The sequence below is a fragment of the Pseudooceanicola aestuarii genome, assembly GCF_010614805.1.
Taxonomy (GTDB): domain Bacteria; phylum Pseudomonadota; class Alphaproteobacteria; order Rhodobacterales; family Rhodobacteraceae; genus Pseudooceanicola; species Pseudooceanicola aestuarii.
The window spans coordinates 1,679,893-1,692,866 of record NZ_JAAFZC010000001.1; the positions used below are offsets into that span (position 1 = coordinate 1,679,893).

The 12,974-nt window shown below is 61.9% G+C and carries 23 protein-coding genes; all 23 read left to right on the top strand.

Translation table 11 applies throughout. From position 1 onward, the window contains the following. Positions 1–39: 39 nt before the first annotated feature. Entirely contained in the window at positions 40–1,215 is a 1,176-nt protein-coding gene (tuf, locus tag G5A46_RS07945) for an elongation factor Tu (protein ID WP_163848852.1), read from the top strand. A gap of 177 nt (positions 1,216–1,392) precedes the next feature. Further along, positions 1,393–1,701, top strand: a complete 309-nt coding sequence (gene rpsJ / locus G5A46_RS07950; RefSeq protein ID WP_163848884.1) for a 30S ribosomal protein S10 — start codon at positions 1,393–1,395, stop codon at positions 1,699–1,701. Between the two features lie 14 nt (positions 1,702–1,715). After that, the gene (gene rplC, locus G5A46_RS07955; protein WP_163848886.1) at positions 1,716–2,558 is read left to right on the top strand and encodes a 50S ribosomal protein L3; all 843 of its coding nucleotides are present in this window, start codon (positions 1,716–1,718) and stop codon (positions 2,556–2,558) included. Then, positions 2,555–3,172, top strand: a complete 618-nt coding sequence (rplD, locus tag G5A46_RS07960) for a 50S ribosomal protein L4 (protein ID WP_163848887.1) — start codon at positions 2,555–2,557, stop codon at positions 3,170–3,172. Before rplC ends, rplD begins: the two co-directional genes overlap by 4 nt. Further along, positions 3,169–3,465, top strand: a complete 297-nt coding sequence (locus tag G5A46_RS07965) for a 50S ribosomal protein L23 (protein ID WP_163848889.1) — start codon at positions 3,169–3,171, stop codon at positions 3,463–3,465. Before rplD ends, G5A46_RS07965 begins: the two co-directional genes overlap by 4 nt. A 324-nt stretch (positions 3,466–3,789) precedes the next feature. Then, entirely contained in the window at positions 3,790–4,632 is an 843-nt protein-coding gene (rplB, locus tag G5A46_RS07970; RefSeq protein WP_163848891.1) for a 50S ribosomal protein L2, read from the top strand. A gap of 3 nt (positions 4,633–4,635) precedes the next feature. Beyond that, positions 4,636–4,914, top strand: coding sequence for a 30S ribosomal protein S19 (rpsS, locus tag G5A46_RS07975; protein WP_163848892.1), 279 nt, complete (start codon positions 4,636–4,638; stop codon positions 4,912–4,914). Between the two features lie 3 nt (positions 4,915–4,917). After that, positions 4,918–5,298 (top strand): 50S ribosomal protein L22, encoded by a 381-nt coding sequence (rplV, locus tag G5A46_RS07980; RefSeq protein ID WP_163848893.1) that lies wholly within the window; start codon positions 4,918–4,920, stop codon positions 5,296–5,298. Next, the gene (gene rpsC / locus G5A46_RS07985; protein WP_163848894.1) at positions 5,298–6,005 is read left to right on the top strand and encodes a 30S ribosomal protein S3; all 708 of its coding nucleotides are present in this window, start codon (positions 5,298–5,300) and stop codon (positions 6,003–6,005) included. The genes rplV and rpsC overlap by 1 nt, the downstream gene beginning before the upstream one ends. A gap of 12 nt (positions 6,006–6,017) precedes the next feature. Next, positions 6,018–6,431 carry a 50S ribosomal protein L16 gene (gene rplP / locus G5A46_RS07990; protein ID WP_163848895.1) on the top strand — a complete coding sequence of 138 codons (414 nt, stop codon included), beginning with the start codon at positions 6,018–6,020 and terminating at the stop codon, positions 6,429–6,431. Positions 6,432–6,599: 168 nt separating this feature from the next. After that, positions 6,600–7,220: a TIGR02466 family protein gene (locus tag G5A46_RS07995; RefSeq protein WP_163848896.1), complete on the top strand. Its 621-nt coding sequence runs from the start codon at positions 6,600–6,602 to the stop codon at positions 7,218–7,220. Between the two features lie 190 nt (positions 7,221–7,410). Continuing rightward, complete coding sequence (rpmC, locus tag G5A46_RS08000) at positions 7,411–7,611, top strand: 50S ribosomal protein L29 (RefSeq protein WP_163848897.1); 201 nt, start codon at positions 7,411–7,413, stop codon at positions 7,609–7,611. 11 nt (positions 7,612–7,622) lie between these two features. Then, on the top strand, positions 7,623–7,949 hold the full coding sequence (gene rpsQ, locus G5A46_RS08005; protein ID WP_163848898.1) for a 30S ribosomal protein S17: 327 nt from the start codon (positions 7,623–7,625) through the stop codon (positions 7,947–7,949). Between the two features lie 72 nt (positions 7,950–8,021). Then, positions 8,022–8,390 carry a 50S ribosomal protein L14 gene (gene rplN / locus G5A46_RS08010; RefSeq protein ID WP_104017210.1) on the top strand — a complete coding sequence of 123 codons (369 nt, stop codon included), beginning with the start codon at positions 8,022–8,024 and terminating at the stop codon, positions 8,388–8,390. Next, positions 8,390–8,701, top strand: coding sequence for a 50S ribosomal protein L24 (gene rplX / locus G5A46_RS08015; RefSeq protein WP_163848899.1), 312 nt, complete (start codon positions 8,390–8,392; stop codon positions 8,699–8,701). Before rplN ends, rplX begins: the two co-directional genes overlap by 1 nt. Next, positions 8,694–9,257: a 50S ribosomal protein L5 gene (rplE, locus tag G5A46_RS08020; protein ID WP_163848900.1), complete on the top strand. Its 564-nt coding sequence runs from the start codon at positions 8,694–8,696 to the stop codon at positions 9,255–9,257. Before rplX ends, rplE begins: the two co-directional genes overlap by 8 nt. Before the next feature lie 20 nt (positions 9,258–9,277). Continuing rightward, the gene (gene rpsN, locus G5A46_RS08025; RefSeq protein WP_163848901.1) at positions 9,278–9,583 is read left to right on the top strand and encodes a 30S ribosomal protein S14; all 306 of its coding nucleotides are present in this window, start codon (positions 9,278–9,280) and stop codon (positions 9,581–9,583) included. A 14-nt stretch (positions 9,584–9,597) separates the two neighbouring features. After that, a complete protein-coding gene (gene rpsH, locus G5A46_RS08030) occupies positions 9,598–9,990 on the top strand; it encodes a 30S ribosomal protein S8 (RefSeq protein WP_163848902.1) in 393 nt (130 codons plus the stop codon). A 10-nt stretch (positions 9,991–10,000) separates the two neighbouring features. Next, a complete protein-coding gene (rplF, locus tag G5A46_RS08035; RefSeq protein ID WP_163848903.1) occupies positions 10,001–10,534 on the top strand; it encodes a 50S ribosomal protein L6 in 534 nt (177 codons plus the stop codon). 11 nt (positions 10,535–10,545) lie between these two features. Further along, positions 10,546–10,905, top strand: a complete 360-nt coding sequence (rplR, locus tag G5A46_RS08040) for a 50S ribosomal protein L18 (RefSeq protein WP_163848904.1) — start codon at positions 10,546–10,548, stop codon at positions 10,903–10,905. Positions 10,906–11,117: 212 nt separating this feature from the next. Beyond that, on the top strand, positions 11,118–11,693 hold the full coding sequence (gene rpsE / locus G5A46_RS08045; protein ID WP_163848905.1) for a 30S ribosomal protein S5: 576 nt from the start codon (positions 11,118–11,120) through the stop codon (positions 11,691–11,693). 4 nt (positions 11,694–11,697) lie between these two features. Then, positions 11,698–11,886, top strand: coding sequence for a 50S ribosomal protein L30 (gene rpmD / locus G5A46_RS08050; RefSeq protein ID WP_163848906.1), 189 nt, complete (start codon positions 11,698–11,700; stop codon positions 11,884–11,886). 525 nt (positions 11,887–12,411) lie between these two features. After that, the gene (rplO, locus tag G5A46_RS08055; RefSeq protein WP_163848907.1) at positions 12,412–12,885 is read left to right on the top strand and encodes a 50S ribosomal protein L15; all 474 of its coding nucleotides are present in this window, start codon (positions 12,412–12,414) and stop codon (positions 12,883–12,885) included. Positions 12,886–12,974: the final 89 nt, after the last annotated feature.

Here is a 12,974-nt window from a genome sequence, read left to right on the forward strand (position 1 = left end):
AGGCCGGCGCTTGTCCGGCACCCGAAAAAGGAGGCCATCATGGCAAAGGAAAAGTTTGAGCGCGGCAAACCGCACTGCAACATCGGCACGATCGGTCACGTTGACCACGGCAAGACGACGCTGACGGCTGCGATCACGAAGTATTTCGGCGATTTCCAGGCCTATGACCAGATCGACGGCGCGCCGGAAGAAAAGGCCCGCGGGATCACGATTTCGACCGCTCACGTGGAATACGAGACGGAGAACCGTCACTACGCGCACGTCGATTGCCCCGGCCACGCGGATTACGTGAAGAACATGATCACGGGTGCCGCGCAGATGGACGGCGCGATCCTGGTGGTGAACGCGGCCGACGGCCCGATGCCGCAAACCCGCGAACACATCCTGCTGGGCCGTCAGGTCGGCATCCCGGCGATGACCGTTTTCCTGAACAAGGTCGACCAGGTCGACGACGAAGAGCTGCTGGAACTGGTGGAGATGGAAGTTCGCGAACTTCTGTCGGAATACGATTTCCCCGGCGACGATATCCCGATCATCGCGGGTTCGGCGCTGGCGGCGATGGAAGGGCGTGACCCGGAAATCGGCGAGAACAAGATCAAGGAACTGATGGCCGCGGTGGACGAGTACATCCCGCAGCCGGAACGTGCCGTCGATCAGCCGTTCCTGATGCCGATCGAAGACGTGTTCTCGATCTCGGGCCGTGGCACCGTTGTGACGGGCCGTGTGGAGCGTGGCGTGGTGAACGTGGGCGACGAACTGGAAATCGTCGGCATCAAGGACACCAAGAAGACGACCTGTACCGGCGTTGAAATGTTCCGCAAGCTGCTGGATCGCGGCGAAGCGGGCGACAACATCGGCGCCCTGCTGCGCGGCATCGACCGTGAAGGCGTGGAACGTGGCCAGGTTCTCTGCAAGCCGGGTTCGGTGAAGCCGCACACCAAGTTCGAAGCCGAGGTCTACATCCTGACCAAGGACGAAGGCGGCCGCCACACGCCGTTCTTTGCGAACTACCGCCCGCAGTTCTACTTCCGTACGACGGACGTGACCGGCACCGTGACCCTGCCCGAGGGCACCGAGATGGTCATGCCCGGCGACAACCTGAAGTTCGAAGTCGAGCTGATCGCCCCGATCGCGATGGAAGACGGCCTGCGTTTCGCCATCCGTGAAGGCGGCCGCACCGTCGGCTCCGGCGTCGTCGCCAAGGTCGTCGAGTAAGATCGCAGGTCGACAGACCCGCGTCGGCGGGACCGGTCCGGTATCGGATCGCGTCCCGCCGATCTGCATAATGGCGCCACGGTCCACGCACCGTGGCGCATGATTTAGGGGTTCGACGAGGGGACCGGGTGGTCCGGTTTCCTCCTCTCAACTCAAACGCCGAAGAAGGCTGATCACATGACAAGCCAAACAATTCGCATCCGGCTGAAGGCATTCGATTACCGCGTCCTGGATTCCAGCACGCAGGAAATCCTCAACACGGCCAAGCGCACCGGCGCTCAGGTTCGTGGCCCGATCCCGCTGCCGAACAAGATCGAGAAGTTCACGGTTCTCCGTGGCCCTCACGTTGACAAGAAATCCCGCGATCAGTTCGAGATCCGCACGCACAAGCGTCTTCTCGACATCGTAGATCCGACCCCGCAGACCGTGGACGCGCTGATGAAGCTCGACCTCGCGGCCGGCGTGGATGTCGAGATCAAGGTGTAAGGAGGGCAACCAACATGCTGCGTTCCGGTATCATCGCAAAAAAGGTCGGCATGACCCGTCTCTTCATGGAAGACGGCAAGCAGATCCCCGTCACCGTCCTGCAACTGGACAAACTTCAGGTCGTTGCGCAACGCACCAGTGACCAGCACGGCTATACCGCCGTTCAGCTGGGCGCGGGCACCGCAAAGGCCAAGCGCACCTCCAAGGCGATGCGCGGCCACTTTGCCGTCGCCAATGTGGAGCCCAAGCGGAAGATCGCGGAATTCCGCGTCGACCCGGACAACCTGATCAAGGTTGGTGAGGAAATCACGGCTGACCATTACTTCGAGGGTCAGTTCGTCGATATCTCCGGCACCTCGATCGGTAAGGGCTTTGCCGGTGCCATGAAGCGTCACAACTTCGGCGGCCTGCGGGCCTCCCACGGTGTGTCGATCTCCCACCGGTCCCATGGCTCCACCGGCCAGTGTCAGGATCCGGGCAAGGTCTTCAAAGGCAAGAAGATGGCCGGTCACATGGGTGCTGCCCGTGTCACCACCCAGAACCTTCAGGTCGTCCGGACCGACAGCGAACGCGGCCTGATCATGGTCAAGGGCGCTGTTCCGGGCTCCAAGGGTGGCTGGGTCACCGTGAAGGACGCCGTCAAGAAACCGTTCCCCGAGAACGCGATCCTGCCGGCCGCCCTGCGCTCCGCTGCCGACGAAGCCGCCAAGGCCGCCGAGGAAGCTGCCGCACAGGCAGAAGCCGAAGCCAAGGCCGCCGAAGAAGCAGCACTGGCCGAACAGGCCGCTGCCGAAGAGGCTGCCCTGAAAGACGCCGAGGCCGATATCGAGGCCGAGAAGAAGGAAGGCGAAGAATGAAACTCGACGTGATCAAACTGGACGGCGGTACTGCCGGTTCCGTCGATCTCGGCGACGAGATCTTCGGCCTGGAACCGCGTGCGGACATCCTGCACCGCGTGGTCCGCTGGCAGCGCAACAAGGCGCAGCAGGGCACCCACAAGGTCAAGACCCGTTCGGAAACCAGCTACTCCACCAAGAAGATCTATCGCCAGAAGGGCACCGGCGGCGCACGCCACGGTGACCGGAACGCACCGATCTTCCGCAAGGGGGGGATCTACAAGGGCCCGACGCCGCGCTCCCACGCGCATGATCTGCCCAAGAAGTTCCGCAAGCTGGGCCTGCGCCACGCGCTGTCTGCCAAGGTGAAAGAGGGTTCGCTGGTCATCATCGAATCCGCGCAATCCGAAGGCAAGACCGCAGCACTGGCCAAGCAGGTCAAGGATCTGGGTTGGAAACGGACGCTGGTCATCGACGGCGCCGAGGTCAACGAGGGCTTTGCCAAGGCTGCGGCCAACATCGAAGGCCTGGACGTGCTGCCCTCCATGGGCGCCAACGTGTATGACATCCTGCGCCGGGATACCCTGGTTCTGACCAAGGCGGGTGTCGAAGCTCTGGAGGCTCGTTTGAAATGAGTGCGAAGGCAGAACATTACGACGTGATCCGCAAGCCGGTCATCACCGAGAAGGCGACCATGGCCTCGGAGGCCAATGCCGTTGTCTTCGAAGTGGCGATCGAGGCGAACAAACCGCAGATCAAGGAAGCCGTCGAAGCCCTGTTCGATGTCAAGGTGAAGGCCGTGAACACGACCATCACCAAAGGCAAGGTCAAGCGGTTCCGCGGCCAGCTGGGTCAGCGCAAGGACGTCAAGAAGGCCTATGTGACCCTCGAAGAGGGTAACACGATCGACGTCACCTCCGGCCTCTGATCCGTTCAGGGACCGGGCCGTCATCGGCCCGAAGAACTAAAGGCCCCCGCCCGATGGCGGGGGCCTTTTGGTGTTCTTGCGGCTCCGGTTGCAGGGCGCCTGCGTGGGGGAGCAGAGTCTTTGCCCATTGGCCTTTCGGGCTATGGACGGGGATGCATATGTCTGTTACGTGACGCCAATCGCGAGGCCCCGGATTCGTTCCGGGGCCCGTGATTTTTGGGTTCGTGTCTTCGGACCCACTTCGCCGGCCACCTTCGGGGGGCTTTACGTCAGGCGGGATCAACCATTGCGATCCTGCCGCATAGCAAACGGAAGACAGTAAGCATGGCACTCAAGTCGTACAAACCGACGACGCCGGGCCAGCGTGGGCTGGTTCTGATCGACCGTTCGGAGCTGTGGAAAGGTCGCCCTGTCAAGGCCCTCACCGAGGGTCTGACGAAGTCGGGCGGCCGGAACAACACCGGACGGATCACATCTCGCCGCCGCGGGGGCGGGGCCAAACGGCTCTACCGGATCGTCGATTTCAAACGTAACAAGCACGATGTTGCGGCTACCGTGGAACGGATCGAATATGACCCGAACCGGACCGCCTTCATCGCCCTGGTCAAGTACGAGGATGGCGAACAGGCCTATATTCTCGCACCGCAACGTGTCGCTGTCGGCGACAGCGTGATTGCAAGCCAGAAAGCGGACATCAAGCCGGGCAACGCAATGCCGTTCTCGGGGATGCCCATCGGGACGATCGTCCACAATATCGAACTGAAGCCCGGCAAGGGCGGCCAGATCGCACGCGCCGCGGGCACCTATGCCCAGTTCGTCGGCCGCGATGGCGGCTACGCGCAGATCCGCCTGTCATCGGGCGAGCTGCGGATGGTCCGTCAGGAATGCATGGCCACCGTCGGTGCCGTGTCCAACCCGGACAATTCGAACCAGAACCTCGGCAAGGCCGGCCGTGTCCGCCACATGGGCAAGCGTCCTTCGGTCCGCGGTGTCGTCATGAACCCGATCGACCACCCCCATGGTGGTGGTGAAGGTCGGACCTCCGGCGGTCGTCACCCCGTGACACCCTGGGGCAAGCCCACCAAGGGCGCGCGTACCCGCGACAAGAACAAGGCGTCCTCGCGGCTTATCCTGCGTTCGCGTCACGCCAAGAAGAAAGGCCGCTGATCCATGTCCCGTTCTGTTTGGAAGGGCCCCTTTGTCGATGCTTACGTGCTGAAGAAAGCCGAAGCATCGCGCGAATCGGGCCGCAAGGAAGTCATCAAGATCTGGTCGCGCCGCTCGACGATCCTGCCCCAGTTCGTGGGCCTGACGTTTGGCGTCTACAACGGCCACAAGCACATCCCCGTCAACGTCTCAGAAGACATGATCGGTCAGAAGTTCGGCGAATATTCTCCGACCCGGACCTACTACGGTCATGCGGCTGACAAGAAAGCGAAGCGGAAGTAAGTCATGGGCAAGGAAAAGAACCCCCGCCGCGTGGCTGACAACGAAGCGATGGCCAAGACCCGTATGCTTCGCACCAGCCCGCAGAAACTGAACCTGGTGGCTGCGCTGATCCGTGGCAAGAAGGTCGACAAGGCGCTGAACGATCTGACCTTCTCCAAGAAGCGGATCGCCGAGGACGTGAAGAAATGCCTTCAGTCCGCGATTGCCAACGCCGAGAACAACCACAACCTGGACGTCGATGAACTGATCGTCGCCGAGGCCTATGTGGGCAAGAACCTCGTGATGAAACGCGGGCGTCCCCGCGCGCGTGGCCGGTACGGCAAGATCATGAAGCCGTTCTCGGAAATCACCATCCTGGTGCGTCAGATCGAGGAGCAAGCCTAATGGGTCAGAAAGTCAATCCGATCGGCATGCGCCTTCAGGTCAACCGGACCTGGGACAGCCGCTGGTATGCGGATACCAAGGATTTCGGCGATCTCCTGCTGGAAGACGTCAAGATCCGTGAGTTCATCAAGACCGAGTGCAAGCAGGCCGGCGTGGCCCGCGTGATCATCGAGCGGCCGCACAAGAAGTGCCGCGTGACGGTCCACACTGCACGTCCTGGTGTGATCATCGGCAAGAAAGGCGCCGATATCGAGGTTCTGCGCAAGAAGCTGTCGAAGATGACCGACAGTGAACTGCACCTGAACATCGTCGAAGTTCGGAAGCCCGAGCTGGACGCGCAGCTGGTCGGCGAGAATATCGCCCAGCAGCTGGAGCGCCGGGTCTCCTTCCGTCGTGCGATGAAACGTGCGGTGCAGAACGCCATGCGCATGGGTGCCCTGGGCATCCGGGTGAACGTCGCGGGCCGCCTTGGCGGTGCCGAGATTGCCCGGACCGAGTGGTATCGCGAGGGCCGCGTGCCTCTGCACACCCTGCGGGCCGACATCGATTACGCCCATTCCGAGGCCACGACCCCTTACGGGATCATCGGCATCAAGGTCTGGATCTTCAAGGGCGAGATCATGGAACATGATCCGCAGGCTCGTGATCGCAAGGCTCAGGAACTCCAGGACGGTCCCGCGCCTCGTGGCGCCGGCGGCCGGCGCTGAGGAGGATAAGAGATGCTTCAACCAAAGCGTACAAAATACCGCAAGATGCACAAAGGCCGGATTCGCGGCGATGCCAAGGGTGGGTCCGATCTGAACTTCGGCACCTTCGGCCTCAAGGCGACCGAGCCTGAGCGCGTCACCGCGCGGCAGATCGAAGCGGCGCGTCGTGCCATGACGCGGCACATGAAACGTCAGGGCCGGGTCTGGATCCGGATCTTCCCGGACACCCCGGTCACCTCCAAGCCGACCGAAGTGCGGATGGGTAAAGGTAAGGGTTCCGTGGATTTCTGGGCCTGCAAGGTCAAGCCGGGCCGCGTGATGTTCGAGATCGACGGCGTCAACGAGGAGATCGCACGCGAAGCGCTGCGCCTCGCCTCCATGAAGCTGCCGATCAAGACCCGCGTTGTGGTCCGCGAAGACTGGTAATCCGGTTCGCGCCAGACGGCGCTTGTGAAATGATGAAGCCCCCGCCGCATTTGCGGCGGGGGTTTTTCGTTGTGGAGGCTGCGGAATGCAAGCTGCGCGCCTCTCGCCAAACGGGGCCCGCTGCGGTAGATGCGGGGCAGACCCGTTCCGTTGCCTGGGAGACAGTTCATGCCCGACGTCAAATCCCTGTTTGCCACCCAGCTCTATCGCGCCGCCTTGTCGGATTTCGATCCGAAGGTCGATAACGGGGAGCTGGAGGCATCCTGCTATTCCATCGCCGATGACGACGAGGCGGGCCAGCAATGGTGCGAGGACAACGCCTATCCCGGCTATACGTCCTATGCCTCGCTGACCGACCTGGGGTGGCGGTTCCCGATCTTCGCCGATCTGATTGCCGCGCTTGACCGCCATGTGGCGGCCTTTGCTGAGCATCTGGAATTCGATCTGGGCGACCGGCAGCTGAAGCTGGAGGATATCTGGATCAACATCCTCCCGGAGGGCGGCAGCCATTCCTCGCATATTCATCCGCATTCGGTGATTTCGGGCACGACCTATGTCGCCATGCCCGGCGGCACGTCTGCGCTGAAACTCGAAGACCCGCGCCTGCCGATGATGATGGCGGCCCCCCCCCGCAAGAAGGGCGCGCGGGAGGAGCTGAAGCCGTTCATCTACCTGGCCCCCAAAGCGGGGGAGGTGCTGCTGTGGGAAAGCTGGTTGCGTCACGAGGTGCCGATGAACATGGCCGAGGACGATCGCATCTCCGTCAGTTTCAACTACGCATGGGGGTGAACCCGGCCGCGGTAGGAACATCGTCGCCGGAGCAGGCCGCCGCCTGGCGCGGGGCCTTGGAAAACAAGGCTTGCCTTGTGGTCACTTCCCCCCTATACGGCCCCTTCATCATGACCTCCGCCGGAATCAGGGTGACCCGCGCACATCGTGCAAAGGGGCCTGCCGGCGATGTTGAAGAAGGGAAAAGAGCATGAGCGCTCAAGAGCTCCGGGACAAAACCCCGGATCAGCTTCGCGAGGAGCTGGCACAACTGAAGAAAGAGCAGTTCAACCTGCGCTTTCAACAGGCGACCGGACAGATGGAAAACCCCGCCAAGATGCGTCAGGCCCGCCGTCAGGCGGCCCGTGTCCTGACCATCCTGAACGAAAAAGCCCAAGCGGCCGCGGAATAAGGTAGACCAAGATGCCCAAACGTATCCTGACCGGCGTCGTCACGAGCGACCAGAACGCCCAGACCGTCACCGTATCCGTCGAACGCCGGTTCACGCATCCGGTTCTGAAAAAGACGATCCGGAAGTCCAAGAAATACCGCGCCCATGACGAGGGCAACCAGTTCAAGGTCGGCGACCAGGTTCGCATCCGCGAATGTGCGCCGAAATCCAAATCCAAACGCTGGGAGGTCATGACCTCCGAGATGGAGGATGCCTACAAGGCCGAACGTGCCGAGGCGGCAAAACTCCAGCAGCAGGAAGACGCACAGCGTCACGCAGAACACGAGGCGGCCCATTAAGGGCCGCAATCGCGTAAATCGAAACCCTGGGGGAGCTAACGAGAACAGCCCCCAAAGGTCGGGAGAAACCATATGATCCAGATGCAGACCAATCTGGATGTCGCTGACAACTCCGGTGCTCGCCGGGTTCAGTGCATCAAGGTCCTGGGTGGTTCCAAGCGTAAATACGCATCCGTGGGCGACATCATCGTCGTCTCGGTCAAGGAAGCCATCCCGCGCGGCCGCGTGAAGAAAGGTGACGTCCGCAAGGCCGTCGTCGTGCGCACCGCCAAGGAAGTTCGCCGTGAAGACGGCACCGCGATCCGGTTCGACCGGAACGCCGCCGTGATCCTCAACAACGCAGGCGAACCCGTCGGCACCCGTATCTTCGGGCCGGTGGTGCGCGAACTGCGTTCGAAGAACTTCATGAAGATCATCTCGCTTGCTCCGGAGGTGCTGTAATGGCTGCCAAACTCCGCAAGGGCGACAAGGTCGTCGTGCTGTCCGGCCGTGACAAGGGCCAGACCGGCGATATCGCCTCCGTCGACCCCAAGGCCGGCAAGGCCATCGTCGAAGGTGTGAACATGGCTGTCCGCCACACACGCCAGTCGCAGACCTCCCAGGGCGGTCGCCTGCCCAAGGCTCTGCCCATCGATCTCAGCAATCTGGCGCTGGTCGATGCCAACGGCAAGGCCACCCGCGTCGGCTTCCGCATGGAAGACGGCAAGAAGGTGCGTTTCGCCAAGACCACGGGGGACGTGATCGATGCTTGATACCGCGACTTATACCCCGCGTCTGAAGACGCAGTTCCGCGAGACGATCAAGGCCGCGCTCAAGGAAGAGTTCGGCTACAAGAACGACATGCAGATCCCGCGTCTGGACAAGATCGTTCTGAACATCGGCTGCGGTGCCGAGGCGGTGAAGGATTCCAAGAAGGCCAAATCGGCCCAGGAAGACCTGACTGCCATCGCAGGTCAGAAGGCATTGATCACCAAGGCGAAGAAATCCATCGCTGGCTTCCGCGTGCGCGAAGACATGCCGCTGGGTGCCAAGGTGACGCTGCGCGGCGACCGCATGTATGATTTCCTCGATCGTCTGATCACCATCGCGATGCCGCGGATCCGCGACTTCCGCGGCGTGCCGGGCAAAAGCTTTGACGGCCGTGGCAACTACGCCATGGGCATCAAGGAACATATCGTGTTCCCCGAGATCAACTTCGACAAGGTCGATGAAGTCTGGGGCCTGGATATCGTCATCGGCACGACGGCACAGACCGACGCAGAAGCGAAAGCCCTGCTGAAGCACTTCAACATGCCGTTCAACAGCTGATCGCGCGAGGAGTAGAGACTATGGCTAAAAAATCTATGATCGAGCGCGAGAAGAAACGTCAGCGCCTGGTGGAAAAGTATGCCGCCAAGCGTGCCGCGCTGAAGGAAATCATCAACGACGAGTCCAAGCCGATGGAAGAGCGCTTCCGCGCCACCCTGAAGCTGGCAGAGCTGCCTCGCAACAGCTCGCCCACGCGGCTGCACAACCGGTGCCAGCTGACGGGCCGTCCGCATGCGTATTATCGCAAGTTGAAAGTGTCGCGGATCATGCTGCGCGAACTTGGTTCGAATGGCCAGGTTCCCGGCCTGGTGAAATCGAGCTGGTAAGGGAGAGCTGAGATATGAATGATCCTATCGGCGATATGCTCACCCGCATCCGCAACTCTCAGATGCGTGGCAAGTCCACCGTGTCCACCCCGGCGTCCAAGCTGCGGGCCTGGGTGCTGGACGTGCTGGCGGACGAGGGTTACATCCGTGGCTACGAGAAGACGACCGGCAAAGACGGTCATCCGGCCCTGGAAATCAGCCTGAAATACTACGAAGGCACTCCTGTCATTCGCGAATTGCAGCGGGTTTCGACCCCCGGCCGTCGCGTCTACATGGGCGTCAAGGACATTCCCACGGTTCGTCAGGGCCTGGGCGTGTCGATTGTCTCCACGCCCAAGGGCGTGATGTCGGACGCCAACGCACGCTCTGCCAATGTCGGCGGCGAAGTGCTTTGCACCGTATTCTGAGGAGGTCGATATGTCTCGTATTGGGAAAAAGCCGGTCGATCTGCCCTCGGGTGTGACGGCGTCGATCTCTGGTCAGAGCATCGAAGTAAAGGGCCCCAAAGGCGCCCAGACCTTCACCGCGACCGACGACGTCACCATCGCGCTGGAGGACAACACCGTCACCGTGACGCCGCGTGGCAAGTCCAAGCGGGCGCGCCAGCAATGGGGCATGTCCCGCACGATCGTTGCGAACATGGTTCAGGGCGTGTCCACCGGTTTCAAGAAAGAGCTTGAGATCAACGGCGTTGGTTACCGGGCACAGATGCAGGGCAATGTCCTGAAGCTGAACCTGGGCCTGTCGCACGAGGTCAATTTCGAGGTTCCGAACGGCGTGACCGTGACGGCCCCGAAACCGACCGAGATCGTGATCGAGGGTGACAATGCGCAGCTCGTCGGCCAGGTCGCGGCAAATATCCGTGAATGGCGTGCTCCCGAGCCCTACAAAGGCAAGGGGATCAAGTACAAGGACGAGTATATCTTCCGCAAGGAAGGCAAGAAGAAGTAAGGACGGCGAGAATGGCAAACAGCAAACGCGATCTGTTCCAGAAGCGCCGCCTGCGCGTTCGGAACAAACTCCGCAAGGTCAACGCAGGGCGCGTGCGCCTTTCGGTGCACCGGTCGAACAAGAACATCAGCGTCCAGCTGATCGACGACGTCAACGGCGTCACCCTGGCATCCGCCTCCACCATGGAGAAGGATCTGGGCGTGGTCGGCAAATGCAACCTCGAGGCGGCCCAGAAGGTCGGCGCGGCGATTGCAGAGCGGGCCAAGAAAGCCGGCGTCGAGGAAGCATATTTCGACCGTGGCGGTTTTCTCTTCCACGGCAAGGTGAAGGCTCTGGCCGACGCTGCGCGGGAAGGCGGACTGAAGATCTGATACCGGGGGCCGGGTTCCGATCCGGCCCGCCGTATCCTACCGGGGCCTTCCCCGGAATTTGTGGAAATTCGTAGGCCGGGATCCGTCCCGGCCCACGCAAAGGGAGGGCGCCCCAAGCGCGCCCCGATGATCCGGGAGTGTTCGACGCTCACCTGGATTGGAAAACCGGGCCGCTGCCCTGACGGCGCGGACCCACGATGAAAGGAGAGCCGATGGCTCGTGATGACAACCGCCGGGACCGCCGCGATCGCGACGAGACCCCGGAATTTGCGGATCGCCTGGTCGCGATCAACCGTGTGTCCAAGACGGTCAAGGGTGGTAAGCGCTTCGGCTTTGCCGCACTCGTGGTCGTTGGAGACCAGAAGGGTCGTGTCGGCTTTGGCAAGGGTAAGGCGAAAGAAGTGCCCGAAGCCATCCGCAAGGCGACTGAGCAGGCCAAGCGCCAGATGATCCGCGTGCCGCTGCGCGAGGGCCGGACCCTGCACCACGACATCGAGGGCCGCCATGGCGCGGGCCGTGTCGTGATGCGTACCGCCCCGACGGGGACCGGGATCATTGCCGGTGGTCCGATGCGTGCCGTGTTCGAGATGCTGGGTGTTCAGGACGTGGTGGCGAAGTCCATCGGGTCGCAGAACCCCTACAACATGATCCGCGCCACGCTGGACGGTCTGCAAAAGATCTATTCCCCCCGGATGGTCGCGCAGCGTCGCGGCAAGAAGGTCGCGGACATCCTGCCGAAACGCGACGAGGCGCCTGCCGAGTCGACCCAAGTCGCCGAGGAGGCCTGAGACCATGGCTAAGACCATCGTTGTCAAACAGATCGGCTCTCCGATCCGTCGCCCCGCCGTGCAGCGCCAGACGCTGATTGGCCTGGGCCTGAACAAGATGCACAAGACCCGCGAGCTGGAAGACACCCCTTCGGTGCGCGGCATGGTCAACAAGATCCCGCATCTGGTCGAAATCGTCGAAGAGCGCGACTGACGGTCGGCTTTTCCTGCAAGATCCAAATGCCCGCGCATCGTCGCGGGCATTTTTGATTCTGTAGCCTTCCGCAGGGCAGGGCGCAAACCCGGGTCGTCGCTGAAACGGGATTGACGGACGGGCGATTTCCCGCATTTCCTTACAAATCGTTAACGCACATTTTTCGTGCAGATTTGTGGCGGGCTATTCTTGAAGTTCATTCCTCTCCTTGCGGTGGCCCTGTGTCATCTCGCCGCGCCTGTTCTGGGCGCAACGTCATCAGCCACGGGTATCGTCACGGCGGCGCCGATGGTGGTCGCTCATGGAGGCGGCTGCCGGAAATCCTCCCCTCCGGGGCGATGCTGCCACATGGAAACCAAGGTCGGCCGGGTGCATTGCCACTGAGGGCGCCGCGCGCACTCTTGCATCCACAATCGCAAACCCCTATACGCGCCCGGTGGCCCTGCGGGGTCACGGAATCATGACATCAGCAGCCGTGTCCCTTCCGCATCGCTTCGGGAAGGTGTTCCGGCAAGGAGAAGCGACATGAAACTGAACGAACTGCGCGACAATCCCGGCGCAACCCAGAAGAAAAAGCGCGTTGCGCGTGGTCCCGGTTCCGGCAAGGGCAAGATGGCTGGCCGTGGTATCAAGGGTCAGAAGTCCCGGTCCGGCGTGGCGATCAACGGTTACGAAGGCGGCCAGATGCCGCTGTACCAACGTCTGCCCAAGCGTGGCTTCAACAAGCCGAACCGCAAGAAATTCGCCGTGATCAACCTGGGCATCATCGCCAAGTACATCGAATCCGGCAAGCTGGATGCAGGCCAGACGATCACCGAGGATGCGTTGCTCGCTTCCGGTGCCGTGCGCCGCAAACTGGACGGTGTGCGTGTTCTGGCCAAGGGCGAGATCGGCACCAAGGTGACGCTGGAAGTGACCGGCGCCTCGCAAGCTGCGGTTGATGCCGTGGCAGCAGCGGGCGGGTCCCTCACGGTCACGACGGCGCAAGCGGCCGAATAAGAGGTTGTGAGCGGGGCATGCTCCGCTTACATAACCTTCCGAGTTTTCCCATGACGCCGCCAGAGCCGGAAAACGGTTCCGGCGGCGTC